Source organism: Amycolatopsis sp. VS8301801F10 (assembly GCF_046195355.1).
Lineage (GTDB): Bacteria > Actinomycetota > Actinomycetes > Mycobacteriales > Pseudonocardiaceae > Amycolatopsis.
This window is the reverse complement of record NZ_CP176065.1, coordinates 4,028,299-4,052,914: the sequence shown is the minus strand read 5'-3', so window position 1 is coordinate 4,052,914 and position 24,616 is coordinate 4,028,299. Positions and strand designations below refer to the sequence as shown.

General features: G+C 70.0%; 27 protein-coding genes. 12 read left to right on the top strand and 15 right to left on the bottom strand.

The annotated features are described in order from the left end of the window. Window positions 1-115: 115 nt before the first annotated feature. Entirely contained in the window at window positions 116-616 is a 501-nt protein-coding gene (locus tag F9C11_RS19130) for a DinB family protein (RefSeq protein ID WP_409186939.1), read from the top strand. Here the strand turns inward: F9C11_RS19130 and F9C11_RS19125 are convergent. Next, complete coding sequence (locus tag F9C11_RS19125; RefSeq protein ID WP_409186225.1) at window positions 606-1,925, bottom strand: PQQ-binding-like beta-propeller repeat protein; 1,320 nt, start codon at window positions 1,923-1,925, stop codon at window positions 606-608. The genes F9C11_RS19130 and F9C11_RS19125 overlap by 11 nt on opposite strands. A gap of 186 nt (window positions 1,926-2,111) precedes the next feature. Between F9C11_RS19125 and F9C11_RS19120 the strand changes: the two genes are divergently transcribed. Next, window positions 2,112-3,629 (top strand): molybdopterin-dependent oxidoreductase, encoded by a 1,518-nt coding sequence (locus F9C11_RS19120; RefSeq protein ID WP_409186224.1) that lies wholly within the window; start codon window positions 2,112-2,114, stop codon window positions 3,627-3,629. A gap of 63 nt (window positions 3,630-3,692) precedes the next feature. Continuing rightward, window positions 3,693-4,355, top strand: coding sequence for a fasciclin domain-containing protein (locus tag F9C11_RS19115; RefSeq protein WP_409186223.1), 663 nt, complete (start codon window positions 3,693-3,695; stop codon window positions 4,353-4,355). Window positions 4,356-4,397: 42 nt separating this feature from the next. Here the strand turns inward: F9C11_RS19115 and F9C11_RS19110 are convergent, their stop codons facing one another. Genes F9C11_RS19110 through F9C11_RS19085 form a run of 6 tightly spaced genes read right to left on the bottom strand, consistent with a single transcriptional unit; the run spans window position 4,398 to window position 10,914 of the window. Continuing rightward, window positions 4,398-5,738 (bottom strand): MFS transporter, encoded by a 1,341-nt coding sequence (locus F9C11_RS19110; RefSeq protein WP_409186222.1) that lies wholly within the window; start codon window positions 5,736-5,738, stop codon window positions 4,398-4,400. Further along, the gene (locus F9C11_RS19105; RefSeq protein WP_409186221.1) at window positions 5,728-6,129 is read right to left on the bottom strand and encodes a RidA family protein; all 402 of its coding nucleotides are present in this window, start codon (window positions 6,127-6,129) and stop codon (window positions 5,728-5,730) included. The genes F9C11_RS19110 and F9C11_RS19105 overlap by 11 nt, the downstream gene beginning before the upstream one ends. Beyond that, complete coding sequence (locus tag F9C11_RS19100; RefSeq protein WP_409186220.1) at window positions 6,126-6,818, bottom strand: hypothetical protein; 693 nt, start codon at window positions 6,816-6,818, stop codon at window positions 6,126-6,128. Before F9C11_RS19100 ends, F9C11_RS19105 begins: the two co-directional genes overlap by 4 nt. After that, entirely contained in the window at window positions 6,815-7,804 is a 990-nt protein-coding gene (locus F9C11_RS19095) for a membrane dipeptidase (RefSeq protein ID WP_409186219.1), read from the bottom strand. Before F9C11_RS19095 ends, F9C11_RS19100 begins: the two co-directional genes overlap by 4 nt. Continuing rightward, entirely contained in the window at window positions 7,805-9,457 is a 1,653-nt protein-coding gene (locus F9C11_RS19090) for a hypothetical protein (protein WP_409186218.1), read from the bottom strand. Next, the gene (locus F9C11_RS19085; RefSeq protein ID WP_409186217.1) at window positions 9,454-10,914 is read right to left on the bottom strand and encodes an aldehyde dehydrogenase family protein; all 1,461 of its coding nucleotides are present in this window, start codon (window positions 10,912-10,914) and stop codon (window positions 9,454-9,456) included. Before F9C11_RS19085 ends, F9C11_RS19090 begins: the two co-directional genes overlap by 4 nt. 112 nt (window positions 10,915-11,026) lie before the next feature. On the opposite strand from F9C11_RS19085, the gene F9C11_RS19080 reads away from it, so the two are divergent. The 3 genes from F9C11_RS19080 (at window position 11,027) to F9C11_RS19070 (ending at window position 13,439) form a co-directional block, all read left to right on the top strand. Then, a complete protein-coding gene (locus tag F9C11_RS19080; RefSeq protein WP_409186216.1) occupies window positions 11,027-11,908 on the top strand; it encodes a LysR family transcriptional regulator in 882 nt (293 codons plus the stop codon). Window positions 11,909-11,960: 52 nt separating this feature from the next. After that, entirely contained in the window at window positions 11,961-12,815 is an 855-nt protein-coding gene (locus tag F9C11_RS19075) for an RNA polymerase subunit sigma-70 (RefSeq protein ID WP_409186938.1), read from the top strand. A gap of 69 nt (window positions 12,816-12,884) precedes the next feature. After that, window positions 12,885-13,439: a dihydrofolate reductase family protein gene (locus F9C11_RS19070; protein ID WP_409186215.1), complete on the top strand. Its 555-nt coding sequence runs from the start codon at window positions 12,885-12,887 to the stop codon at window positions 13,437-13,439. A gap of 38 nt (window positions 13,440-13,477) precedes the next feature. Here F9C11_RS19070 and F9C11_RS19065 read toward each other — a convergent pair whose 3' ends face one another. From F9C11_RS19065 to F9C11_RS19055, 3 genes are read right to left on the bottom strand one after another with little or no spacing between them, the layout of a single operon-like run. Then, window positions 13,478-14,113 (bottom strand): response regulator, encoded by a 636-nt coding sequence (locus F9C11_RS19065; protein ID WP_409186214.1) that lies wholly within the window; start codon window positions 14,111-14,113, stop codon window positions 13,478-13,480. Further along, a complete protein-coding gene (locus F9C11_RS19060) occupies window positions 14,110-15,192 on the bottom strand; it encodes a sensor histidine kinase (protein WP_409186213.1) in 1,083 nt (360 codons plus the stop codon). Before F9C11_RS19060 ends, F9C11_RS19065 begins: the two co-directional genes overlap by 4 nt. 40 nt (window positions 15,193-15,232) lie before the next feature. After that, window positions 15,233-15,760, bottom strand: coding sequence for a DUF1453 domain-containing protein (locus F9C11_RS19055; RefSeq protein ID WP_409186212.1), 528 nt, complete (start codon window positions 15,758-15,760; stop codon window positions 15,233-15,235). 213 nt (window positions 15,761-15,973) lie between these two features. On the opposite strand from F9C11_RS19055, the gene F9C11_RS19050 reads away from it, so the two are divergent. Further along, entirely contained in the window at window positions 15,974-17,221 is a 1,248-nt protein-coding gene (locus F9C11_RS19050; protein ID WP_409186211.1) for a cation:proton antiporter, read from the top strand. A gap of 175 nt (window positions 17,222-17,396) precedes the next feature. Further along, window positions 17,397-17,852, top strand: a complete 456-nt coding sequence (locus tag F9C11_RS19045) for a GNAT family N-acetyltransferase (RefSeq protein WP_409186210.1) — start codon at window positions 17,397-17,399, stop codon at window positions 17,850-17,852. Window positions 17,853-17,861: 9 nt separating this feature from the next. Here F9C11_RS19045 and F9C11_RS19040 read toward each other — a convergent pair whose 3' ends face one another. The 3 genes from F9C11_RS19040 to F9C11_RS19030 form a co-directional block, all read right to left on the bottom strand. Next, window positions 17,862-18,179, bottom strand: a complete 318-nt coding sequence (locus tag F9C11_RS19040) for a hypothetical protein (protein WP_409186209.1) — start codon at window positions 18,177-18,179, stop codon at window positions 17,862-17,864. A gap of 33 nt (window positions 18,180-18,212) precedes the next feature. Beyond that, on the bottom strand, window positions 18,213-18,869 hold the full coding sequence (locus F9C11_RS19035; RefSeq protein ID WP_409186208.1) for a TetR/AcrR family transcriptional regulator: 657 nt from the start codon (window positions 18,867-18,869) through the stop codon (window positions 18,213-18,215). A gap of 147 nt (window positions 18,870-19,016) precedes the next feature. Then, entirely contained in the window at window positions 19,017-19,919 is a 903-nt protein-coding gene (locus F9C11_RS19030) for an NmrA/HSCARG family protein (RefSeq protein WP_409186207.1), read from the bottom strand. A 95-nt stretch (window positions 19,920-20,014) separates the two neighbouring features. Here F9C11_RS19030 and F9C11_RS19025 point away from each other — a divergent pair, with 95 nt between their 5' ends. Continuing rightward, complete coding sequence (locus F9C11_RS19025; RefSeq protein ID WP_409186206.1) at window positions 20,015-20,575, top strand: TetR/AcrR family transcriptional regulator; 561 nt, start codon at window positions 20,015-20,017, stop codon at window positions 20,573-20,575. Window positions 20,576-20,979: 404 nt separating this feature from the next. On the opposite strand, the gene F9C11_RS19020 is transcribed toward F9C11_RS19025, so the two are convergent. Beyond that, window positions 20,980-21,621 carry a TetR/AcrR family transcriptional regulator C-terminal domain-containing protein gene (locus F9C11_RS19020; RefSeq protein ID WP_409186205.1) on the bottom strand — a complete coding sequence of 214 codons (642 nt, stop codon included), beginning with the start codon at window positions 21,619-21,621 and terminating at the stop codon, window positions 20,980-20,982. Window positions 21,622-21,688: 67 nt separating this feature from the next. Between F9C11_RS19020 and F9C11_RS19015 the strand changes: the two genes are divergently transcribed. The 3 genes from F9C11_RS19015 to F9C11_RS19005 are packed head-to-tail and all read left to right on the top strand — an operon-like array spanning window position 21,689 to window position 24,242. Continuing rightward, window positions 21,689-22,648, top strand: a complete 960-nt coding sequence (locus F9C11_RS19015; RefSeq protein WP_409186204.1) for a PDR/VanB family oxidoreductase — start codon at window positions 21,689-21,691, stop codon at window positions 22,646-22,648. 11 nt (window positions 22,649-22,659) lie between these two features. Continuing rightward, window positions 22,660-23,322 carry an MSMEG_1061 family FMN-dependent PPOX-type flavoprotein gene (locus F9C11_RS19010; RefSeq protein WP_409186203.1) on the top strand — a complete coding sequence of 221 codons (663 nt, stop codon included), beginning with the start codon at window positions 22,660-22,662 and terminating at the stop codon, window positions 23,320-23,322. 44 nt (window positions 23,323-23,366) lie between these two features. Continuing rightward, on the top strand, window positions 23,367-24,242 hold the full coding sequence (locus F9C11_RS19005; RefSeq protein WP_409186202.1) for a phosphotransferase family protein: 876 nt from the start codon (window positions 23,367-23,369) through the stop codon (window positions 24,240-24,242). Here F9C11_RS19005 and F9C11_RS19000 read toward each other — a convergent pair. Beyond that, entirely contained in the window at window positions 24,239-24,616 is a 378-nt protein-coding gene (locus tag F9C11_RS19000; protein WP_409186201.1) for a MerR family transcriptional regulator, read from the bottom strand. The genes F9C11_RS19005 and F9C11_RS19000 overlap by 4 nt on opposite strands.

Sequence of the window (24,616 nt, the reverse complement as noted above, 5' to 3'; positions counted from 1 at the left end):
GCCAGCGCGCGCTCGACGAGGTTCCGGCCCGCCGCCCGCCCGTCCCGGTGGTCGTTCCCCCGGGCGACCGCGCCTTCACCTGGAAGCCGGGATCCGGCAAGCTGGTCCCGTGCCCATGGAATCAGCGATCAACAGCTCCGCCAAGGACCAGTTCGAGTACTTCGTCAACGAGCACCGCGAGGCGCTCCAGCACTGCCTCGACGGGCTCACCGAGGAGCAGGCCCGCCGTTCGCTCGTGCCGTCGAAGACCACGCTGCTCGGCCTGGTCAAACACGTGACCGTCGTGGAGAAGGTCTGGTTCGACGAGGCCGTCACCGGCCGTTCGCGCGCCGAAATCGGGATCCCGGAGACGCCGGACGAAACGTTCGACCTCACCGACGACGACACCATCGAGTCCGTCCAGCGCGCGCACCGCGAAGCGTGCGACGCCGCCCGCCGGGCCACCGCGTCGCTCGAACTGACCGACCTGCTGCCCGGCAACCGGCGCGGCCCGCTGCCGCTGCGGTTCGTCTACCTGCACGTTCTGCGCGAACTCGCGCAGCACTGCGGGCACGCGGACATCCTCCGCGAGCAGATCCTCGCGGAGGACGGCGCGCCGGCGCGAACTACTTCTTGACCGGGTAGGCCTTGGGCGAACCGTCCTGGTCGACGCCGGCCGCGGCGTACTTGCTGACCCAGTCCGGCACGAAGCCGACGCTGGTGGACAGGTCCTTGCCGGTTTTCGCGTCGAGGACGATCGGCTGCTTCCCGTTGGTGTAGCCGTACAGCGCGCCGTGCCAGGCGACGGTCAGGCCGCCCGGCGGGACGCGGTTCGCGGCCGCGTCCGGCAGGCTCCAGAGTTTCGTCCCGGCCTTCGCGTCGTACGCGGTCAGCACGCCGGAGTCGGTACAGGCGAGCACCGACTGTTCGTCGTACAGGCAGTCGCCGTACGAGTCGGGGCCGAGGTTGCGGGTGCCTTCCACGGAGAACTTCTCCGCGCCGGTCGCCGCGTCGAGGAACTTCAGGAAGGCGTGTCCGGTGCCGGCCTCGTTGAACTTCATCACGACCATCGCCGGGTCGGCCTGCAGCAGTTCCACCGAGGTCGCCTTGGCTCCGGCCCACTTCTGCTGGCCGGTCGCGGCGTCGAGGGCGATCGGCTGGACCTCGGCCGAGTCCGGGGTCACCTTCGAGGCAACGCCGACGACGAGGTCGCCGTTCGCGCTGCCCGCGTCGAAGTCCTTGCGCTCCCACAGCTGTTTCCCGGTCGCCGGGTCCAGTCCGACGGTGAGGTTGCCCTCCGACTGCGTGAAGCTGGCGACCACTGCCTTGTCGGTGACCGCGACGACGTGCGTGACCGAACGGTCGCCGCTGATCCCGTACTGGTCGTCGGCGATCTTGGTGTTCGTCTGCCAGAGCTTGGCCCCGGTCTCGGGGTTCACCGCGAGGACAGCGAGCGCGATGTACCCGGGCGTGGTGCCCTGCTCGGGCATCCGGAGAGGGACGGCCCCGACGGCGAGTTTGTCGGTGACCAGCGGCGGGCGCGGGCCGCTCTGCTCGACGAACGGACCCTTGTGCGCGTTCGGGTCGGCCGCCGGGCCCTCGATCTTGGTGTTCCACTTCTCTCCGCCGGTGAGCACGTCGACGGCGCTCAGCGATTCGGGGGCGATGATGTAGCCGGTGCGGTCGCGCAGCGTCATGAACTTCGACGTCACAGAGCCGCCCATGTTGGCCTGCAGCGCCGTGCGGGGCAGCGAAACGCCCTTGCTGGTGTCGAACGCCAGCGGCGGATCGGCGGTGACGGCCTCCGGCTGAGCGGACGAAGCGGGCGGCTGCCCGGCCGGTCCGGCCTGGTCGGTGGCCAGGCCGGTCGGGACGGACCCGCCTCCGCACGCGGTGGTGGCGGCCAGCACTCCCAGGCAGGCCGCAATGCTCACAAGTCGCCGCATCGGCGTCCCCATTCTCCCGAATCACCCGCTCCATTCGGAGTCGACCGGGAATTTAGCCGACAGAACGGCCGCGTGCGCACGAGATCGCACAAATGCGGCGAAAAAGGTGTCCCGGACCCGCGCGGCTACCCGGACGGGTGACCGGCATCCACCCATCCGCGGCCGGCCCGGCGCCGAATACCTGCCATGACCTCCCGTCTGCGGATCCTCCCGGCAGCTCTGTGCGGCGTGCTCGCCCTGGTCGCGGCGCTCGCCGCCGGGCACCTGGCGGCGTCGTTCGGCAACGTCAACGCTTCGCCGTACCTCGCGGTCGGCAACGGAGCCATCGACCTGACCCCGCTGCCGGTGAAGGACTTCGCGGTGCGGACCTTCGGCACCTACGACAAGGCCGTCCTCCTCGGCGGGATGGCGGCGGTGTTGCTGATCGTGTCCGCGGCTGCCGGGCTGATGTCTCGGCGAGCGCCGTGGCCCGGCGTCGCGCTCATTGTCGCGTTTGGACTGATCGGCGGGGTGGCGGTGGCCGCGCGGCCGGACCTGCCCGCGGTCGCGGTGCTCGCTCCCCTGGCCAGCCTGCTCGTCGGGGTGGCGGTTTTCCTTCTGCTGCACCGAATAGCGACGCGACAGCAGACGACGGATTCCTCCCGGCGGTCGTTCTTGCTCGGCAGCGTCGGGACCGTCGTCGGGGCCGGAGTTCTCGGCGGCGCCGGGCAGGCGATCAGCGGAACGCGGGACGCGACCGCTTCCCGGGAGGCGGCAGGGCCGCTCGTGCCCGCGGTTTCGGCCTCGCCGATTCCCGCGGACGCGGATTTCGCCAGGCTCGGGACTCCGCCGTTCCTCACGCCCAACCGGAACTTCTACCGCGTCGACACCGCCTTGTCGGTTCCGCAGGTGCGCACGGAGGACTGGAGCCTGCGGATCCACGGGATGGTCGAACGGGAAGTCCGGTACCGCTACCGCGATCTGCGCGACCGGCCGCTGGTCGAGCGCACGGTGACGATGACCTGCGTGTCCAATGAGGTCGGCGGCGATTACGTGTCTACTTCGAACTTCGTCGGCGTCGACCTCGCCGACCTGCTCGCGGAAGCCGGCGTGCGGCCGGGCGCGGAGCAGCTGTTCTGTTCCAGTGTGGACGGTTGGACGTCCGGCACCCCGGTCGCCGCCGCGCTGGACCGTTCGCGCGGCGCGATGCTCGCGCTCGGGATGAACCGCGAGCCGCTGCCGCTGGAGCACGGCTTTCCCGCCCGGCTGGTCACGCCCGGGCTCTACGGGTACGTCTCGGCGGTCAAATGGGTGGTGGACATCGAGGTCACCACGTGGAAGGCCCGCCAGGCGTACTGGCTCCGCCGCGGCTGGGGCGAGCGGGCGCCGATCAAAACCGAATCGCGGATCGACACGCCCAAGGGCTTCGAGAACGTTGCCGCCGGGACGGTACGGATCGCGGGCGTCGCCTGGGCTCAGCACACCGGGATCGCGTCCGTCGAGATCAAAGTGGACGGCGGGTCCTGGCAGCCGACCACGCTGTCCGCCGAAGTGAATCCGAACACCTGGCGGATGTGGTGGACCCAGATCTCGGTGAAGCCCGGCACGCACCAGGTTTTCGTGCGCGCCACCGACAAATCCGGCTACACCCAAACGGAAGAACGCGCTGGCACCGTACCCGACGGCGCGACCGGATGGCATTCCACGACTTTTCTCGCTTCCTGACCAATCCGACGCCGGCCCGGCGCCGAATCCCTGCTGAACAGTCCACTGTGAACGGAGACTCCCGTGAAGACCCTTCGCCTCGCCGGTATCGGCGCCGCTGCCGCCCTCGCCCTCACCGCGTGCGGCAGCACCGGCGACAACGCCTCGAACGGCACCAGCCCGTCGGCGATGCCGTCCTCGACCCCGATGTCCGCGCCGATGTCCAGCAGCAGCTCCGGCGTCACCACCAACGACCAGGTCTTCGGCCCCGCCTGTTCCCAGCTGCCGCAGGGCAGCGCGCCGGGTTCGCTCGACTCGATGGGCCCGCAGCCGGTCGCGTCCGCGGCCTCGACGAACCCGCTGCTCACGAAGCTGGTCGCGGCGGTCAAGGCCACCAACCTGGTCGACACGCTCAACAGCCAGCAGGCCATCACCGTCTTCGCCCCGGCCGACCCGGCGTTCAACGCCCTCGGCGAGGCGAAATTCAAGGAACTGGCGGCCAACCCGAACCAGCTCGCGCCGATCCTGCAATACCACGTCGTGGGCAAGCGCTACGACGCCAAGAGCCTCGAACAAGCCGGTACCGTCACGTCGCTCAACACCGCGGGCGGGCCGCTGAAGATCGAAGGTTCCGGCGAGAACCTGACGGTGAACGGCGCGAAGATTCTGTGCGGGAACATCCCGACCAAGAACGCGACCGTTTTCGTGATCGACAAGGTGCTCACCCCGGGCACTAACAAGAACTGAACCAGAACGGGCCCGGCGCAGTGGATGCGCCGGGCCCGGGCTTCAGCTCAGCGAAGAAGCCACGTGCAGATCGACGTTCTTCGTCTCCGGAGCCATGAACACACTCACCACCGCACCCAGCGCGGCAATCCCGGCCGCGATGTACATCGTCGCCGACAACCCGAGATTCGTGAGCGACCACGGCGTCGCGAAGGTACCTACAGCCGCCCCGATTCGGCTGATTCCGGTGCACAGGCCCACCGCCGACGCGCGGACCTCGGTCGGGAACAGTTCGTTCGGGTAGATCCACTCCAAAATGGACGGTCCGCCGTTGAACACGGCGTACACCGCGAAGGCGAGCGTGATCAGCCACAGCGCGGCTCCCGGTTGCAGGCCGAGGTAGAAGAGCCCGGCCGCGGAGATGGCGAAGCCCCAGATCAGCACCGGACGACGGCCGAGGCGGTCCACCAGCAGCAGGGCGGCGATATTGCCGACGAAGAAGAAGAAATTGATCAGCCCGTAGCCCAGGTGCGACAGGTTGCCGCCGCCGAGGTTGAACAGTTCGAGGATTTGCGGGCCGAACGCGTAGATCGCGAACAGCGGCACGACCGTGCACGTCCAGAAAATCGAGATGAACACGACCCGCTTGAGATATCCGCCGCGCCACAACGCGGACATCGGGGTTTTCGTTTCGGCTTCGGGAAGATCGTCGAGCGTCGCGTGCTCGCCGATCGTCGCGCGCAGCACTTCCAAGGCTTCGGCGTCGCGGCCCTTGCTGTGCAGCCAGCGCGGCGATTCCGGAATGCTGGTGCGGGCGACGACGATCAGCAGCGCGGGCACCGCCGACGACAGCAGCATCCACTTCCAGCCCTGGTCCACGTTCAGCAGGAAGAACCCGACGAACGCGGCCACCGTCGCGCCGACGAACCACATCGCGTTCAGCCCGCCGACCAGCCGGGCCCGCCACGCCTTCGGCGCGAATTCGGTGACCAGCGCGGTCGCGATGGGATAGTCGGCGCCCACCGCGATGCCGATCAGCAGCCGCAGCACGAACAACTGCGCCGCGTCGGCGACGAAGAACTGCAGCACCGAGCACACGATGATGGCGATCAGGTCGATCGTGTACATCAGTTTCCGGCCGATGCGGTCGGTGAGCGGGCCGAACACCGCTCCCCCGATGAACACGCCGACCAGCGCGGACGCGCCGATCAGGCCGGACCACAGCGAGTCCATCCGCCACTGCGGGCCGATCTGCACCAGCGCGATGCCGATGATGCTGAGGATGTAGCCGTCCAGGAACGGCCCGCCGGACGAGTACAGCGCGAGCTTGCGGTGGAACCCGTTGAGCCGGGCCGAATCCAGGGTCGCCCGGACAGCGTTGTCCGGTGCGCGGTCAGTCTTCATGTCGGTTGGTCTCCTCGCTGCCGACCGCCGCCACGGCGTCGATCTCGATGCGTTTCGTCCCCCGGAATCCGGCGACCTGGACCGTGGTCCGCGGCGGCAGGTCGATGCCGGCGAAACGGTCGAGGTAAGCCTGGTGGTAGGCGTCGAACTCGCCGAGGTCGGCGAGGAACACCGTCAGTTTGAGCAGGGTGCGCAGGCTCCCTCCCGCGGCCCGCAGGGTGTCCTCGAGGTTGTCGAGGGCGACCCGTACCTGCTCGTCGATTTCTTCCGGGACGCTGCCGTCCCGCCGTGCCGGAACCTGCCCGCACGCCCAGATCACGCCGCCGTGCACCGCGGCGCCGGCGTAGGGGCGAGGTCCGTGCGGATGCGCCACCAGCTCGCGCTCGGTCATCGGCCCTCCCGGTGGTCCGGAATCAGGAACCCGCGCGCGATCGAATACGCGAGAGTCCACAGTGGAGTCTCCACGGACACGCCGTGGGAGACCGCCTCGCGATACCGCTTCTTCCGTTCCGCCGCAGTGGAAATCACTGGTCCGTCCGGAACCTCGGGCAACGGCTCGATGACCAAACCCGCGACCGGCGGGCGTGGTTCAGCCTCAGCCGAAAGCCGGAGCAAATCTCCGTCCGGTGTGACCACCGTCCGCTCTCCACCGTCCGAAAGGGACAGTATCCGGCCAGCCCGTTCGGCGATGTCCAACGCCGCCCAGTCCAGCACCGCAGCGCTGGCCATTCCGGGCACGACCAACGTGCCCACCACGGCTGCCGTTTCGCACGCCGGGACGAACGCCTGCAACGGACCGCGAGCAGCGGGATCGTGCGCCACGGCGTACCCACCGCAACGCTCCAACCGGAGACCGATCCGTCCGGCCGGGATCCGCGCGGTCTCGGCAGCCAAGGCGTCGAGCCCGATGCCCTCGTGGACCTCGGCGGACGCGATGATCTCGGCCAGGTACTCTGCTTCGCCGCTGCTGAGCCCCGAGGCTCGCAACGCCCGCAGCGAGACCTCGTGAATCTCCCGCACGGACACCCGGGTCCGCACCGTTTCAGCCGGCGAAACGCGCTCGGCCTTCGCCGCGGTCATTGCCCGGCTCCGGGAAACACCGTGTCGAACAACCGGAGCCAGTTGCCGCCCAGCACCTGCGCCACCACCGTTTCCTCCAGGCCCACTTCCAGCAACCCTTCGGTGAGAGCGGGGAAATCGGCCGGTCCGCCGAACCAGCTGGGCCACACCGGCCATTGCGGTTCCACCGGCACCGCGGACGCGGGCCGCCACCGGCCGTTGCGCAGCCACGCGACGTAGTCCTGCGACCAGTTGCGCGTGCAGTCGCTGCCGAGCGCGACGTGGTCCGGCCCGATCTTCTCGACCAGTCCCGCGACCATTTCGCAGAACTGCCGCCGGGTCGTCTTTTCGCCGCCGATCACGTTGGGGTACAAGCAACAGCCGAGAACTCCGCCGCGCGCGGCGAGGGCCTCGATCACGTCGTCCGGCTTGTTGCGCGGCGAATCCGCGAACGACGAGGGGTTCGCGTGCGTGATCGCGACCGGCCCGGCCGAGGCGTCGATCGCGTCGCGGCTCGTGCGGTTGCCGACGTGCGACAGGTCGACCAGCATCCCGACGCGGTTCATTTCCGCGACGATGAACCGGCCGTACGCGGTGAGCCCGGAATCGTGTTCGTCGTAGCAGGCGCCGCCGACGAGGTTCTGGATGTTGTAGGTCAGCTGCGCGATCCGGACGCCGAGCCGGTGGAATACCTCGACCATCCGGTAGTCGTCGCCGAACGGCGAGGTGTTCTGGAAGCCGAGCAGCACGGCGAGCCTGCCGTCGCTCTTCGCTTTCCGGATGTCGTCGGCGTTTTCGGCGAGGACGGCCAGATCGGCGTTGTCCCGCGCGAGTTCGTACCAGTCCGCGACCGCGCGCAGCGTTTCCTGCGGGCCTTCCCACACCGCGCAGGTCGCGTTGACGCCGGTGACGCCGCCGGCTTTCAGTTCCTCCAGGACCTTGCGGTCCCAGTTGTTGATCTGCAGTCCGTCGACGACAGTGAGGTCGCCGTGCTCCAGGGGGTCCACTCAGGACTCCTTTCCGGGCTTGCGGGTGAAGAGCCAGTCGTCGTCCACTCCGGACTCGACGTCGCGCGCCCGGGGAGCGCCGGAGAACAGCGTGACGCGCAACCAGTCGGTGGACTGCGGGCTGTAGTTCTCCATGCCGTAGAGGGCGAGCTGGAATCGCTGCAGGTGCAGCGGAAGGAAATCGTCGGCGAGCAGGTTCGCGCGGACCTCGCCGTAGCGGAGTCCGGCGACGGACTGCACGCGCGCGACAATTCCGCGGTGCCACGGGAATTCCAGCAGAAACTCCGCGACCGAACGGCCGGCGCCGGCAGCGGCCAGGTCGTGCCGGAGCGCGTGCACGGCGCGGGCGATGTCGATCGGGTGCTCCATCGATTCGCCGCGGTCCTGGCCGCGCCGACCGCGCCGGGGCTCCTCGTTGTCCTCGGCGGAGAACCAGAACCTCGCTTGTTCCTTCGGATCGGCGAAGTCGAATTGCCGGGTCCAGTCGTACTGGCCGGCCAGCAGGTCGCGCAGCTGTCCGCAGGTCTGGCCGATTTCGACTCGCCGCCGCTGGTCGCAGGTCAGCAGGTGTTCGATCTCCGCGTCGAGCGAGTCGTCCAGCTCGACGAGGACGGTGTGCAGCACAGCCCGGGCCTCGGCGCCGAACTCCGCGGCTCGGTCGTCGAGGTCCCGCCACCGGAAGCCGCCGGTGGGGAATTCGCTGAGCAGCGCAGCGATTCCGGCGAGCCGTTCGGCCAGTTCGGGGCCGGTCAGGTACGGCGCGGTCACCAGGGTGTCGCGTTCGCGGAAGTACCGGCGGGCGCGGTCGAGGAGTTCGCTCGCGCGCTGGACCGAACTGGCGTCCGCCTCGGTGTCGAGGGCCCGGGCCAGCGGAAGTTCTCGCGCCGAGCACCACGCGTCGAGGATGTGCGGATGGTTCACCACGAACGGGACCATGCCGAGTCCGGTCGCGTTGCCGAGGCCGAGGTACCGCCGCCAATCGCCGGAAAGCGTTGCCGCGGTGGGGTTTCGGCGGGCGGCGCAATGCTCGACCAGGTCGTAGCTGAACTCGCGCAGCAGCCACGCCGCCAGCATCTGCGCACGGTACGGCACCCGCAGCGGCGGTATTTCGGCGAGCCGGTCGAAGTCGGCGAGCCCGAACTTTCCGTTGCTGTAGAAGGCGGTGCTGCGCAGGACGTAGCAGGCGTCGCCCATCGTGGCGATGTCCGGCTGAGCACCCTTCGCCAGTTGAGATACCACGTAAGCGAAGAACCGCTCGCTCCGGTTGGCTCGAGTCCACACCAGGGTCGCGGCGTTGGCCCGACCAGCTTCCTGCCGTGGCACTTCACGACGCAGCTCTGCCATCCGAGTGTCCGGAACTGGACCTTCCACCAGGGCAGCCGTGACATCCCAGCGTTTCGCGATCACGCGGTCAGTGCGCTCGTTTTCCTGCAATACCGTGGAAAACACCGCGAAGTGCAGCAGCGTGCCGCCGGCGTCGATCCGGTAGACCGCTTCGCCGTGCCCGAGGTCGTCGAACTCCCACCGAGCCTTGGACACTGCCCAGCGTTCCCGAGCCGCCTGGCGGAGGAACGACCGCGCGAAGCTGTGCCGGGTGTAGCGGGCGGCGCCCAGTTCCGCCGGGGCGAGCGCCGTGTCCGCGGGCCGGGTCACGAGTGTTCCCGGGGCGCGGACGTCCGCAGGTACGCGGTTTTGGTCCAGGTGAAGAACTCCGCGGCGGATTCGCCGTTCTGCTCGCGCGGCGCCGGGAACGAGGAGTCCTTGAGACCGCCGAACGGGGCGTGCACCTCGGATCCGGTGTTCGGCGCGTTGACCTTCACGATGCCCGCGTCCAAGTCGCGCAGGCACCGCCGCACCGCACGCTCGTCGTCGGTGAACACCGCCGCGGTGAGCCCGAACCGGGTGCCGTTCGCGAGCCGGATCGCCTCGTCCAGGTCGGCGGCGCGCAGCACGGTGGCGACCGGGCCGAACACTTCCTCCTGACTGATCGTGAGTTCGGGCGTTCCGGCCAGCAGCGTCGGCGCGACGAACGCGCCGCCCTCCGGGCAATCCGCGCGGGCCAGCACCGTCGCGCCCTCGTCGACCGCCTGCTGGATCGCGCCCTCGACCTCTTCCGCCGCCCGGGCGGACACCAACGGCCCGATCTCGACTCCCGGCGTCGTCCCCGGCCCCACGACCAGCCCCTTGACCCGCGCGGACAGCTCGGCGACCAGCCGGTCGTAGGCGTCCCCGACGGCGATGATCCGGCGCGCCGCGGTGCACTTCTGCCCGGTCCCGCTCATCGAAGCGGTGACCAGCGCCGCGGCCGCCTGGGCCGGGTCGGCGTCGGGAAGGACGATCGCCGCGCTGTGCCCGCCGAGTTCGAGCTGCACCTTCGCCCCGCGCGGCACGACCGCGGCCTGGATCGCCCGGCCGACCGGCACCGACCCGGTGAAGGTGACGCCGGACAGCTCCGGCCGTTCCACCAGCTCCGCACCCAGCGAACCGGGCGCGAGCAGCAGGTTGAGCACGCCGTCCGGAACCCCGGCCTCGATCAGGATCTCCGCGAACGCGACCGCCAGCGCCACCGTGTCGCTGGCCGGCTTCCACACCACCGAGTTGCCCCACAGCAACGCGGGCGCGAGCTTCCACGCCGGGATCTGCACTGGGAAGTTCCAGGGCGTGATCACGCCGACGACCCCCAGCGGACGGCGCACGGTCCGCACCACCTCGTCCGGGTTGCCGGACGGGTAGAGCACGCCGTCGGCACTGCGCGCGCGGCCCGCGTGATAGTGCAGCGTCTCGACCGAAGCGGCCACCTCGCCCCGGGACTCCGGCAGCGTCTTGCCCTGCTCTCGGGTCATCAGGGCGGCCACCGATTCGGCACGCTGGGCGAGCAGTTCCGCGGCCCGGCGCAGCACGAGACCGCGGGCGATGGTGCCCTGCCGATCCCACTCCGGCTGCGCCGCCACCGCCGCGCGCACCGCCTCGTCGAGCAGCTCCGGACCGGCCTGCCGGTACTCGGCCACGATCTGCGCGGGATCCGCCGGATCGACACTCTGCGCGACCGGTCCGTCGCCGGGAACCCACCGTCCCGCTACGAAGTGCTGCAACGACAATGCGTGATCCACGGGTGCTCCTCGACATTCGCGACGGTGCTTGTCGTCTCTGACGCTAAGTCGCGCGGAACACAGAGTGAAGTATCTATTGCCTACACACTGATAAGGATCCATTATCACCGGTGTGGAACTCCGCCAGCTTCGCTACTTCGTCGCGGTCGCCGAGGAACGCAGCTTCCGCCGCGCCGCCGAACGGCTGCACCTCGCCCAGCCCGCGCTCAGCCAGCAGATCGCGAAACTGGAGAAGGAGCTGTCCGTGCGGCTGCTCCTGCGGACGACCCGCAGCGTCGAGCTGACCGAACCGGGCCGCGTGCTGCTGGCCGAGGGCCGCCGCGTGCTCGCGGACACCCAGCACGCGCTGACCGCGGTCGCCCACGCCGCGCGCGGCGAACTCGGCTTGCTGCGGATCGGGTTCGTCAGCTCGGCCGCACTCGAAATCGTGCCCGCCACGGTCCTCGAAATGCGCCGGCAATGGCCGGATGTCCGATTCGAACTGACCGAATCGACTACCGACGCGCAAATCGCCGCGCTCGGCGACGGCCAGCTCGACGTCGGCATCGCGCGCGAGGTCGGCGAAGCTCCCGGGCTGACCGTGCACCCGCTCGGCCGCGAACGGCTGATCGTTGCTGTGTCCGAAACGCATCCGTTGGCGGACAAGGAAACCGTCGAAATGGCGGAGCTGGCCGACGAGCCGTTCCTCGCCTTCCCGCGCACGCGCGTCTCCCGGCTGCACGACCACATCGAGACGCTGTGCCTGCGCGCCGGATTCCGGATGCGCGTGGTGCAGGAAGCCGTCCAATTCCCGACCATGCTCGGCCTCGTCGCGGCCGACACCGGCATCGCGATCGTGCCGAATGCCTTGCGCGCCTTGCACTTGCCCGGACTGCGCTACCTCGCCCTCACCGATCCCGGCGCGTTCTCAACCGTCTCGGCGATCTCGCGCACCGACCACGAGAACAACCCGGTCGTGGACCGTTTCCTCAGCGTCGCCCGTGCCGGAAGATGACCCCGTGGACTTCGAACCGCACCGCGGCGAACTGACCGCCTACTGCTACCGGATGGCCGGCTCCTGCCACGAGGCCGAGGACCTCGTGCAGGAAACGCTGCTGCGCGCGTGGAAAGCCCGCGACCGCTACGACCCGGCCCGCGCCTCGGTCCGGACCTGGCTGTACCGGATCGCCACCAACGTCTGCCTGACCGCTTTGGAAGGCCGGGCCAGGCGTCCGCTGCCGTCCGGGCTCGGCGCGCCCAGCGACGATCCGAACGCACCGCTGCAGCCGGCGACGGACATCCCTTGGCTGCAGCCGTTTCCCGACGCGCGCTGCGAGGCCGACACCCGCGCCGGACTGCGGCTGGCGTGGATCGCCGCGACCCAGGTCCTCCCGGCGCGGCAACGGGCGGTCGTGGTGCTCCGGTCGGTGCTCGAGTTCAGCGCGGCCGAGGTCGCCGCCCAGCTGGAGACGACCGTCCCGGCGGTCAACAGCGCGCTGCAGCGAGCCCGCGCCGCGCTCGCCGACGCGGGCGGGATGGACGAGATCGCCGAACCGGCCGACGCGGAAACCCAGGCGGTGATCGACCGGTACGCACGCGCCTTCGAGGCCGCCGACGTCGACGCGCTCGTCCGACTCCTCGCCGACGACGCGATCCTGGAAATGCCGCCGGTCCCGCTCTGGTTCCGCGGCCGCGAGGACTACGGCCGGTTCATGCACCGGGTGTTCGAGATGCGCGGGGCCGGCTGGACCGTCCGCCGCCTGACCGCCAACGGCCAGCCCGCACTGGCCGCGTATGCGCCCGACCGGCAGCTGCACACCCTGCAGGTCTTCACCGTGGCCGGCGGGCGGGTTTCGCACAACGTCGTGTTCGCCGATCCGCGCGTTTTCCAGGCGTTCGACCTGCCGCCGAAGATTTCTTAGCCGGGACCGATGAGTTCAGCCGGGGCCGCCGGTAAGTACTGGCGACCACCGACTGAAGGGATTTCCGCCATGAGCGTCCTCGTCATCGCGTTCACCACTCTCGACGGCTTCGCGTCCGACCCGGGCAGCGCCCCCAGCGGCGGCTGGGCGTTCCGGCACGGCCCGGAGTCCGTCGCGGGCGACAAATTCCGCCTCGGCAGCACGCTGGACGACGGGGTCCTGCTGCTCGGCCGCAAGACCTGGCAGCTGTTCTCGGGGCTGTGGCCGCACCGCGACGACCCGTTCTCGCAGCGGATGAACGCCGTGCCCAAACTGGTCGCCACCAGCACCCTCGCCGACACCAGCGCGTGGCAGAACTCCTCGGTCCTCGACGGAGACCTGGTCGACGCGGTGAAACGGGAAGAACGCGACGTCGTCGTCACCGGAAGCCTGAGCGTCGTGCACACGCTGCTGGCGGCGGACCTGATCGACGAGTACCGGCTGCTGACCTTCCCCACCGTCCTGGGCACCGGCACCCGCCTGTTCCCGGACGGCACCCGTCCCGCGCACCTGGAATGCGTGTCGGTCGAACGCGTTGGCGCGGCGACGCTTTCGCGGTATGTGCGGGAGGCTTCGGGGCGGTAGGCCGATTCCGGGCGCTTGCGGTCCGAGCGAGCCCGGGCTCAGTCGGCGTACCCGTGCTGATGCGCGTAACGCACTGCCTGCGCCCGGGTCCCGCAGCCGGTCTTCGCGAAGATCCGGTTCACATGCGTCTTCACCGTCGCCTCGCTGACCTGCAGTTCCCGCGCGATCTCGCGGTTCCCCCGGCCCGCCGCGACCAGCTTCAGCACGTCGATCTCCCGCGCCGTCAGCCCGTCCTCCGGCGGTGCGGCCGGACGCCTCGCCGCGGCCAGCAACGTCCGCTGCACCGCCAGGTCCATCACGGTCTGCCCGGCCGCCGCCGCGTGAATCGCGCGGCCGATCTCGTCGCCGTTCGCCGCTTTGGTCACGTAGCCGACCGCGCCCGCGTCCAGCGCGCGCACGATCGACGCGCTGTCCGCGTACGTGGTGAGCACGACGACCCGCGTGCCCGGCAGGTCCGCGACGATCCGCCGCGTCGCGGTCGCGCCGTCGCAGCGCGGCAGGTCCAGGTCCATCAGCACGACGTCGGGCTGCAGCCGCAGGGTTTCCTCGACCGCGGCGACGCCGTCGCCCGCCTGCCCGACGACCTCGATGTCCGGCAGCAACCCGACCAGCAGCACCAGGCCTTCCCGCACCGCGGGCTGGTCCTCGGCCACGAGCACGCGCACGATCGTCATGCCGGGATCCTCACCGACAGCCGCCAGCCCGCGCCGTCCGGGCCCGCGGCCACCTCGCCGCCGACCAGTTCCGCGCGCTCGCGCAGGCCGGTCAACCCGTACCCGGCGCCGGGCAGCCCGCTGCCGGAACCGGTCCGGTTCACGACCGTCATCGTCACCTCATTGTCTAAATAGGACAGTTCGACCGACACCGGTGCACCCGCCGCGTGCTTGCGGGCATTGGAAAGTCCTTCTTGGACAGTGCGGTACAGCAGCAGGGTGACGTCCGCGGGAAGCTCCCGGGGTTCGCCGGTCACCTGGACCGACGCGTTGTCCGGCAGCGAACCGAACAACTCCGGCAGCGCCATCGGATCGCCGCGCAAGGCGTGCACGGCCCGCCGCGTTTCGATCAGCCCCTCCTGCGCCAGCTGCCCAGCCTTCCGCACGCACGCGGCGAGTTTTTCGTCCGGCGCCGGCAACTCGGCCACCATTCGCGCCGCGGCCTGCAGGTGCAGCGACAGCGCCGAGAGGGAATGGGCCTGGATGTCGTGCACCTCCCGGGCCAGCCGGGCGCGTTCCTCCAGGGTCGCGCCCCTGGCCACGGCCTCCTGGGTCAGCCGCGTCTGGTCCAGCAGCTCCCGGGCCTGCCGCGCCTGCACCCGGTACTGCCGCCGGTTGAGCCCGAGCAGCACCACGACGGCCACCGCGAGCACGTTCCCCGCCACGAGCCCGCCCGGCTGCCCGGCGAGGAACCCGCCGACGGCGGCTGCGACCCCCACGACCGCAGCCACCGTGATGATCTCCGCCGGAGGGATCGCCGCCAGCGAGGACAACACGAGCAAGGACAGACATATCAACGACGGTCCGGTGAGACTTTGGTCCGCCACCGTGACGACCGTGCCGAACAGCGCGGCGAGCGACAGCAGCACGCCCGCCGCCCGCGGCCAGCGCAGGTCCAGCACCCCGAACGCCAGGCCGCTCGCCGCGGACGCGGTCAGCGGCACCCACTCCCACGCCGCCGGGGGCCGCGCGGTGACGAGAATCGCGACGAAGGCGACCGGCGTGAGCAGCCGCATCAGGACCAGCGGCAGCCGAGTCATCGCATTCCCTCCCCGTGGGCTTCTCCGCTGCTCAGCGTAGTCAGGCCCGCACCGGCTGCCCGTCGCGGACAGCCTCGAGCCGCCGGGACCGCCACAGCACCCCGCCGGCCCGCACCGCGACCATGGCCAGCGCCATCAGCACGAAGAACAGCCCCACCCCGTCCTCGTCCAGATGCGCGCTGACCAGGAAGTCGCCGACCTTCACCGCGAACGAACGCACATTCTCCACCGCCCACACGAAGATCAGGCGCCCGACCAGCACGGCGAGCCAGATCAGCAGGTACGGCCAGCCCGCCCAGGTCCGCACTCGCCCGGTGACCGGATCGCGCTCGACCCGGGTGGTGGCGATCAGCCCGGCCCCGGCGACCGCCCCGACCACAGCGCCGACCAGGCCGGCCGCCAGGTTCGGCCCGGTGAGCGAGATCCCGCCGGTGAAGTACAGGACGCCGATGACGGTGCACGAAACGAACGGCATGATCCCCATGACCAGGTTGTGCCGGCGGCGGCCCACCTGGGTGAAAAGAACGAGGGCGAGCAGGATCCCGCCCATCACGAGAGCGTCAGTCATCACGGCCTTCTTCCGGAGTCAGGCGGGCCGGAACACCCGCGTTCCCGACGCTAGGGCGGCCGGCCCGCGGAATCGTCCAACCACCGACCGATTCCGGGTGGACGTGACCTGCACCCGAAATCCCGGAACCGCCGCGCCTGCGCCGGTACACTGTGGAGCGTCAGCGGCCGAAGACGGCTGGGCGCAATCGAAAGCCGTGGAGCCGGACGAACGATGATTCCCGCACTGCTGGTCCTCTCGACCGCGGTCCTGCTGCGCGCGCTCGCGGCCAAACAGCTCGACCGGTGGAACATCGCCGCGCCGGTGCTGATGGTGCTGTGCGGGGTCGCGACCGCGTTGTTCGCTAATCCGGAAAAACTGCTCGACCTCTTCGACACCGAACTCGCCCAGCACGTCGCCGAACTCATTCTCGCGATGCTGCTTTTCGTCGACGCCACCGAAGTCCGCGGCGGACGGCTGTGGGGACACGCGCCCAGCCTGGTCGCCCGAGTGCTGTTCCTCGCGCTGCCGCTGAGCCTCGGGCTGGCCATGCTGGTCGGCTGGGCGTTCTTCCCGGAACTGTCGTGGCCGCTGCTGCTGATCGTCGCGTGCATTGTCATCCCGAGCGATTTCGCCGCCGCCGAACGCGTGGTGCGGGACAAAACCCTGACGCCGCAAGTACGCAGCGTGCTGAACGTCGAAAGCGGCTACAACGACGGCTTGGTCTCGCCGTTGTTCCTCTTCGCGCTCATTCTGGCGCGCAGCGACAACACGGCGAACACCGCGGGAAAGGCCCTCGCGACCGCCTTGCCGTTCGCGAGCAAAGCCATCGTCGCCGGCGCGGTCGTCGGCTCGGTGATCGGTTTCCTGCTGTTCCTCGCCGTCCGCTCCGGCTGGACTTCCGGACAGGGGCGGCGCATTGCCGTCCTCACCACTCCCCTGCTGACCTACGCGGCCACCGTCGCCATCGACGGCAACGGATTCGTCGCCTGTTTCGTCTGCGGGATCGCGTTCCGCTACGTCTACCGCGCCTTCGCCGCGCGGCACCTCCGCACCGCGGACAGCTCCGCCCGCGAGCACTTCGCCCGGCCGTCCGAGGACCTGCGCCTGCTCGAAGAAGTCACCGGAATCCTGACGATGACGATGTGGTTCGTCGTCGGCGCCGCCGCGGTGGTCGTGGTGTCCTTCGGCGTGCCGTGGCAGCCGATCGTGTTCTCCCTGCTCGCGCTGACGGTCCTGCGGATCGTCCCGGTGCTGGTGTCGCTGGCGCGGACCCGGATGCCGCTGCGGGACCGCTTCCTCGTCGGCGCGCTGGGCCCGCGAGGCACGACGTCGATCGTCTTCGGACTGCTGGCGATCAACGGCCTGACCGGCGAGGAGAACGACCTCGTGCTGACGCTGACGGTGATCTGCGTGCTCGGCAGCGTGGCCCTGCACGGACTGGGCTCGACACCGCTCATCTCCCGGCTGATGAGGCCATGACGAGCTGGAGTGCACTGTGGACGCAACGCCTGTGGCGGACGCCCGTGATGGCTCGGCACCTCAGCGATCGTCGTCGTGGAGCGGGTCGACGCGCTCCTGTCGCGGCCCCTGCCGAGAGTGCGCGAACCGACCGGTGGCCGCGCTACCCTGAGGTCCCCGAGCATCGGAGGCGCACATGCCGAGCGAGATCGACCTGCGCCCCGCGACGGCCGAGGACAGCGATTTCTGTTTCCAGGTGCACCGGGCCGCGTTAGGCGAGTATGTCGCCGCGGTCTGGGGCTGGGACGACGAAACCCAGCGCGGCTACCACGATCGCGTTTTTGCTCCGAGCCGCTGGCAGGTGATCACGGTCGACGGAGCGGACGCGGGCGTGCTCGTCGTCGAGCACCGGCCGACGGAGGTCTTCCTCGGCCGGATCGAACTCGATCCGCGCTACCAGAGCCGAGGGATCGGCGGCCGGCTGCTCCGCTGGCTGAGCGGGGTCGCGGCGGAGCGGGGACAGCCGCTGACGCTCGAAGTCCTCGCCGTCAACCCCCGAGCGCACGCGTTTTACGTGCGGCACGGCTTCCGCGAAACCGGCCGGAACAGCCGGAAAATCCTCCTGGCCCGAACCCCGGACCAGGAGGATTGACCGGAAACCTCACCCCGCGTCGGTCACCGTCCCCGTGACGTCCGCGTCCGGCCCGGATTCCCTCGGGTCCCCGGTCACGTGCAGCAGAACCTGCTTCGCCGGATCCGCCCCGGCATGCCGCACGGTCGGGATCGTCAGCTCGCCGCTCGTCTGCCCCGCCGGGATCTGCACCATCGCCGTCAATCCGGTCTCCGACAACGGCTGCGCCTTCGCCGGATCGACCCCCTGCTCGACCAGCCACTTCGGGTCGACGTCCGACGTCATCAGTTCCGGCCCGCTCTTCGGCGGCTTCGCCTCCCCGAGCACGCTGATCTCCGCATCGGCCACTGTGGACAGTCCGACCTTCCGGCGCCCGAGGGTTCAGGCCCGATTCTCCGCCAGCGACCCGGTGCGCAGACCGGCCACCACGATCTCGCCGAACGCGTCGCCGATCTGCCGGGGAGTCATTTCGCCGCGCGGATCGAGCCAGGTGTGCGCCCACGCGGCCACGCCGATCACCGCGAACGCCAGCACCCGCGCGGTCGCGACCGGTTTGAACGCCCCGTTTTCGATTCCGCGCTCGACCACCTGCGTGACGAGGGCTTCGAACTCGTCGCGTTTGCGCTCGATCGAGGCGAACGTCGTGCTGGAAAGAAACCGGCGCTCCTGCTGGAAAACCGAGATCTCGGCCCGGTAGAGGCCGATCGGCTCGACCAGCACCTCGGTCATCACCCGGCGCAGCACCCGCTCCGGCGCGCCGCCGTCGGCGAGCACCTCGCGGATCCGCCGCAGCTGGAAATCCATGAACTGGTCGTGGATTTCGCGCAGCACGTCCTCTTTGGTCTCGAAATGGTAGTAGAACGCGCCTTTGGTGAGCTTCGCGGTGTCCACGATTTTCTGCACCGAAGTAGCGTGGAAACCGTCCTTTTCGAACAGCTTGAGCGCGGCGGCCACGAGCGCCTGCCGGGTGGCGTCCGGGTCGCGCGGCGCCCGCGCCCGGCCGTCGCGTTTCCCCGTGGACGGCTGGGCAGCGGGCATCGGAGTGCTCCTCACTGGCCGGTGCGGCCGCGGATACCGGGCCCAGAAGGTAACAAACAACCGCGCTCCGGAGGCACGAAACCGGCAAGTCCGGCAGGGGAAAACTGCCGTCGGCACCAACCGGCTGCCACGAACGGAGCAACGCGCTCAGTCCCGCAGGGCCGTCTCCGCCCACTCCTCGAAACTCGTCAGCGGAATCCCGAATTCCCGGGCGAACTCCGGCCGCGCCGGCTGTCCGATCGCGTTCAGCATCTTGTGCGAAAGCCCCATCGGCGGCATTCCCGCGGCGAAGGCCTCGTCCACGGTCAGGTCCGGCACTGCCAGCGGCACGCCCAGCACGCGGGACAGGATCGGCGCGATCTCCGCCATCGACCGGTAATCGCTCGCGAGCTCCAGCTCGACCCGGTCGAACCGCTCCGGCTCGGCGATCGCCGCCGCGGCCGCCCGGCCGATGTCCCGCACCGCGACCAGCGACAACCGGGTGTCCGGACGCAGGATCGTCACCAGCCCGCCCTCGATGCCGCGCGGGAACACGTACCGCGCGGACGGCAGGAAGTTCTCCATGAAGAACCCCGGCTTGAGCAGCGTCCACCGCGGGAATTCCGCCGCCCGGAGCCGATCCTGGATCGCCGCCTTCGCCTCCGCCCCGGGCTTCAGGAACGCCCAGCGCTCATCGATCCGTTCCGGCAATCCCGCACCGCTCACCGACGTGTGCACGAACTGCGGCACCTCCGCGTCTTTCGCCGCCTCGATCAGGTTCACCCCCTGGGTCACCTCGCCGGCGAAGTCCGGTTCCGGCCCGCTCAGGTCCGGCATCTGCACGCTGAACACCGCCCGCGCGCCCTTCGCCGCGCGCGTCAACCCGTCCCGGTCGCGCAAATCCCCGACGACGAGTTCGGCGCCCAGCGCCTCGACCGCCTTCGCCCGCTCCGATGCCGGATCCCGGACCAGCGCCCGGACGGGAACGCCCGCCGCCAGCAGCTCGCGCGCGGTCGCGCCGCCCTGCTGTCCTGTCGCGCCGACGACCAGAACCGGTGCTTGCTCAGCCATGATTCTCCCTGGGAACACTAAGTGGCGGGGCCCGCCATTTCGTGTCCGCTACGATACGGCGGGGCCCGCCACTTAGCAAACCCGGAGGTCACGCCATGCCCGGCCAGCAACGCGCGGACGCGCGGCGCAACTACGCGCGGATCCTCGAAGTGGCCGAGGCGGAGGTCGCCGCGCACGGGGCGAACGCGTCGCTGGAACAGATCGCGCGCACCGCCGGGGTCGGCTCCGCGACGGTGCGGCGGCACTTCCCCACGCGGCACGCGTTGCTGGAAGCCGTCTCGCGGGAACGGATCGCGCTGCTGGCCGCGCGCGCCCAGGAACTGGCCGGCGAACCCGACAGCCGCCGCGCGCTTCTGGACTGGCTGGACGACGTGGTCAGCTACTGCGTGACCGCCCGCGGCCTGGCCGCCGCCCTGGCGTACGACGTGCCCGATCCGGTGCACGGAAACTCCTGCGCGGCGACCCTGGAAGAGTCCGCCGCCCCGCTGCTGGCGCACGCCGCCCGCGACGGAGCTGTCTCGCCGGACGTGACGGTCGGCGACCTGATCGCGTTGATCGTCGGCATCACCCTGACCACGGAAAACCACCCCGACCCGGCCACCGAGGCGAGCCGCCTGTTCCGGATCGCGGTGGAAGGAATCAGCCCGCGGCCGTGAATCGCCGCTTCAGGCGGCGAGGCGATCGGCTCCCGGCCGAGGAGTTCGGCCAGGAAGGTGCGTGACGGCGTCCGGAGCGGCGAGCGTGACGGGCCCGTCGAAAGGAGCGAGCACCAGCGAGGAGCACCGCAGTGGCCGCGGCTCATGGAGATCTGCCGGGCCGGCAGCGAGGCCAACGACGAACTCGTCGCGGCGGCGAGGTGCAGCCGGAGTTCACCGCGGAGGACCTCCACGCGCTCGTCGTCGACAACGCCCTCGCCCTCAAACACGGCGAACGGCCCGCCCGGGACGCCTACGACCGACGCACCGCTTACCTGCTGGACGGAATCCGCGGAGGCCCGTCCGGCGAGGGCGGCCGATCCGCCTCCCGGCGAGAAGCGCGGCAAGCCCCGGCCGCCGAAGGTCTAAGGCCGCTTCACCAACGCATCCACCCCGGCGAGCAGCAGCTCCAGCCCGAACGCGAACCGCTCGTCGAAATCGAGCATCGGCTCCACCGGTCCCGCCTCCAGGTGCACGTACTTCCGCGCCCCCAGCACGCGCTTCAGCACCTCGACCTCGCCCCCGGTCGCGCCCTGTTCCTCGAGCGCCTCGCCGAGCACGTAACAGAACACCGCGCTCGTCGCCCAGATCGCCCGCCGCCGCGGCAGCCCGGAGGCCAGCAGGCCGCCGAGCAGACTGTCCACAAAGGTCAGATTGCTGCGCTTGGCCGCGTAGTTCCCGCCGACGATCCGCGCCCCGTCCCGATGCGCGAGCAGCGCCGCGCGCAATCCGGCCGCCATGGTCCGCACGCGGTCCTTCCAGTCTCCGTCCTCGGAGGGCAGCTTCGCCACCGCGCCGGCGAGGATCGCCTCGGCCATTTCGTCGATCAGCGCGTCCTTGCCGTCGAACAGGCGGTAGATCGCGGGCAGGTGCAGGCCCATCCGGTCGGCCAGCTGACGCATGGTGAGCGCCTCCAGCCCGCCCGCGTCGACCAGGTCCAGCGCCTCGGCCACCGCCCGCTCGGCCCGGGTCGCCGCGATTCCCGCCCGTTTCGCCTCGGTTGACATGGTAACGATGATACCAATACTCTCGGCGAGGCGGCGAGTAACAACGTTAACAAAAGGAGGGAAGCCGATGGCCTCGAATGCCGGAACCGCCGGGCGGCTGGACGTCTTCGTCCGGCAGCTGCGCTGGGAAGCCGACGGCGTCGTCTCGCTGGACCTGGCGGCCGCGTCCGGGGAACCGCTGCCGAGCTGGGAACCGGGCGCACACGTCGACCTCGTGCTGCCGAACGGCCTCGAGCGGCAGTACTCGCTCTGCGGCCCGCCCGGCGAACGCTCGCGCTACCGGATCGGCGTCCGCCGGGAACGCGCGAGCCGCGGCGGTTCGGAATACGTGCACGCGTTTCTCCGGCCCGGCCAGCGCCTCGCGATCAAAGGGCCGCGCGACAATTTCGGGTTCCGCCCCGCGAAGTCGTATGTCTTCGTAGCGGGCGGCATCGGCATCACGCCGATCCTGCCGATGGTCCGTGCCGCGGAAGCCCAAGGCGCCGACTGGCGGCTGTACTTCGGCGGCCGCACCAGCGCGTCGATGCCGTTCCTCGGCGAACTCCGCGGCTACGGCGAGCGCGTCCGCTGTCATCCTTCGGATACCGTCGGCCGGATTCCGTTGACTGAACTGGAAAAGCCCGTCGAAGCGGGCGCGAAGGTCTACGCCTGCGGCCCGGCTTCCCTGCTGTCCGATTTGGCCACCGCAGCGGAGAACTGGCCCGCCGAAGCGCTGCGCCTGGAACGGTTCAAAGCCCCGCAGGCCGCACCCGCGGAAAACAAGCCGTTCGAGGTGGAATGCGCGGCCTCGAAGAAAACCGTTTCGGTCGGCGCCGGCGAAACCATTGTCAGCGCACTCGAAAAGGCCGGCATCCGGCCGGTCACCTCGTGCCGGTCCGGCATCTGCGGATCCTGCGAGACCAAGGTGCTCGACGGCGTCCCCGACCACCGCGACGGCATCCTCTCCTCGAGCGAACAAGCGGCAGGCGACCGGATGTTCGTCTGCGTGTCCCGGGCCCGCACCCCACGCCTCGTCCTCGACCTGTGACGGGAGAACTCATGACCACCGCGGCCGACGCCTACTCCCCGATCGGCATGGCGCGCATCCGGGAGATCATCGGTTTCCCGGACCAGTTCATCGCCGAGAAAAAAGAACCGCGGCTCGGCGAATTCGCCATGCGGTTCATCGCGCACAGCCCCTTCTTCTGCGCCGCCACGTTCGGCGCGGACGGCCTGATGGACGTCAGCCCGAAAGGCGATCCTCCCGGTTCGGTGCGGATCCTCGACCCGTGGACGCTCGCGATCCCGGACCGTCCCGGCAACAAGCTCGCCGACACCTTCGAAAACGTCACCGCGAATTCGTCGATCGGGCTCGTTTTCTTCGTGCCCGGCCTGCGCGAGGTGATCCGGGTCAACGGCGACGCGTTCGTCACCGACGACCCGGAACTGCTGAGCATGCTCAGCGCGGACGGCAAACCCGCGGTGCTCGCGACGGTCGTCCGGGTGCGCGAGGTGTTCGGGCAGTGCGGAAAAGCCGTCATCCGGGCGAAACTGTGGGAGGGCGACACCCGCGGCCTCGCCGAAGCCGCCACCCTCGGCGGCGACTTCTACACGCTTTCCATCGCCGAACAGGCACAGAAAATCAACAACAGCCTCGGCGATCTCGTCAACGGCGGCATTTACGACGTGGTCGACGAAAACTACCGGACTGAGCTGTTCTAAAACTCCGTTGCTCCCACCACGAAGCCCTGCCTAGTATCCCGTTCGTGCGATCTCGACCGTCCTTCGTCACCGACGCCGCCATCACCCGAGCACTCGCCGAACACTGGAAGCCCGTCGCCGAGATCGCTTACCTGCCTTGGGGTTTCGGCGCGCACCACTGGCGCGCCGATGACCTGTTCGTCACGCTGGACCAGCTGGTGCCCCGGCACACCGCGGAATCGCTGGAAAGCACCTACGCCAGCGCCGCCGAACTGGCCGCCGCCGGGCTTTCCTTCGTGTGCGCGCCGGTGCCGACGCGGTCCGGCCGGTTCACTGTGGACATCGGAGCCGGCGCACTCAGCGTCACCCCGATGCTGAACGGCCGCAGCCCCGCGGAAGACGAGGTCGACAAACCGGCAATTCTCGCCGCGCTCGACGCCCTGCACCGCACCCCGCCGCCGGCCGGCCTGCGCCACTGGACGCCGCGGGTCGGCGCGGACTTCGCCGACGAACTCCGCGCCCGCACCGCCGAACCCTGGACGTGCGGGCCGCTGGCCGAAGCAGCCCGCACCGCGCTGGCCGATCGAGCCGACGCGATCAAGCGCTGGAACGACCGTTACCTCGACCTGGCCGCGTCAGCCGCCGCCCGGCGCGATTCCTGGGTCCCGACCCACGGCGAACCCCACAACGACAACCAGGTCGCCACCCCCGACGGCCTGCGCCTGGTCGACTGGGAAACCCTCGCCGTCGCCCCGCGCGAACGCGACTACGCCGACCTCCCCGGCACTGCGGGACTGGACCCGGAAATGGTCGAACTGTTCGCCCTCGACTGGCGGCTTTCCGAATTGCGCGAGTATTCGGACTGGTTTTCCGCGCCGCACACCGGAACCGAGGACGACGTCATCGCGTTGGAAGGGTTGCGCGAGGAACTGGCGAGTTAAGCGACCCGCGAAGCCGCGCGGTCGGACCCGTCCGGGGCGCGCGTGGTCGCGAGCAAATCGTCGAGCAGCGACCGGGTGTGCAGAAGCCGGTCGATGTCGCCGGTGATCCGGCGGCGCTCCGCTTCGAGCCGTTCGCGGCAGTCGTCCAGCAGCAGGGATTCGCCGGAAAGGCAGGCCAGGATCTCGCCGATGACCTCCATGCCGAGGCCCGCGGCGAGGAGGGTCTGGATGTGCGCGACCTTGCGGACGTCCGATTCGGCGAAGATCCGGTACCCGCTGGGGGTCCGCTCGGGCCGCAGAACGCCCTTTTCCTCGTAGTAGCGCAGCGCTCGCACGCTGACTCCGGTCCGGTGCGCCAGTTCTCCGATCTTCAC

Coding starts and splice junctions, on each gene's coding strand:
- F9C11_RS19130 (WP_409186939.1), top strand. CDS start 116: ATGGAATCAGCGATCAACAGCTCCGCCAAGGACCAGTTCGAGTACTTC.
- F9C11_RS19125 (WP_409186225.1), bottom strand. CDS start 1,925: ATGCGGCGACTTGTGAGCATTGCGGCCTGCCTGGGAGTGCTGGCCGCC.
- F9C11_RS19120 (WP_409186224.1), top strand. CDS start 2,112: ATGACCTCCCGTCTGCGGATCCTCCCGGCAGCTCTGTGCGGCGTGCTC.
- F9C11_RS19110 (WP_409186222.1), bottom strand. CDS start 5,738: ATGAAGACTGACCGCGCACCGGACAACGCTGTCCGGGCGACCCTGGAT.
- F9C11_RS19105 (WP_409186221.1), bottom strand. CDS start 6,129: ATGACCGAGCGCGAGCTGGTGGCGCATCCGCACGGACCTCGCCCCTAC.
- F9C11_RS19100 (WP_409186220.1), bottom strand. CDS start 6,818: ATGACCGCGGCGAAGGCCGAGCGCGTTTCGCCGGCTGAAACGGTGCGG.
- F9C11_RS19075 (WP_409186938.1), top strand. CDS start 11,961: ATGGCCGGCTCCTGCCACGAGGCCGAGGACCTCGTGCAGGAAACGCTG.
- F9C11_RS19070 (WP_409186215.1), top strand. CDS start 12,885: ATGAGCGTCCTCGTCATCGCGTTCACCACTCTCGACGGCTTCGCGTCC.
- F9C11_RS19065 (WP_409186214.1), bottom strand. CDS start 14,113: ATGACGATCGTGCGCGTGCTCGTGGCCGAGGACCAGCCCGCGGTGCGG.
- F9C11_RS19060 (WP_409186213.1), bottom strand. CDS start 15,192: ATGACTCGGCTGCCGCTGGTCCTGATGCGGCTGCTCACGCCGGTCGCC.
- F9C11_RS19055 (WP_409186212.1), bottom strand. CDS start 15,760: ATGACTGACGCTCTCGTGATGGGCGGGATCCTGCTCGCCCTCGTTCTT.
- F9C11_RS19050 (WP_409186211.1), top strand. CDS start 15,974: ATGATTCCCGCACTGCTGGTCCTCTCGACCGCGGTCCTGCTGCGCGCG.
- F9C11_RS19045 (WP_409186210.1), top strand. CDS start 17,397: ATGCCGAGCGAGATCGACCTGCGCCCCGCGACGGCCGAGGACAGCGAT.
- F9C11_RS19035 (WP_409186208.1), bottom strand. CDS start 18,869: ATGCCCGCTGCCCAGCCGTCCACGGGGAAACGCGACGGCCGGGCGCGG.
- F9C11_RS19030 (WP_409186207.1), bottom strand. CDS start 19,919: ATGGCTGAGCAAGCACCGGTTCTGGTCGTCGGCGCGACAGGACAGCAG.
- F9C11_RS19025 (WP_409186206.1), top strand. CDS start 20,015: ATGCCCGGCCAGCAACGCGCGGACGCGCGGCGCAACTACGCGCGGATC.
- F9C11_RS19020 (WP_409186205.1), bottom strand. CDS start 21,621: ATGTCAACCGAGGCGAAACGGGCGGGAATCGCGGCGACCCGGGCCGAG.
- F9C11_RS19015 (WP_409186204.1), top strand. CDS start 21,689: ATGGCCTCGAATGCCGGAACCGCCGGGCGGCTGGACGTCTTCGTCCGG.
- F9C11_RS19010 (WP_409186203.1), top strand. CDS start 22,660: ATGACCACCGCGGCCGACGCCTACTCCCCGATCGGCATGGCGCGCATC.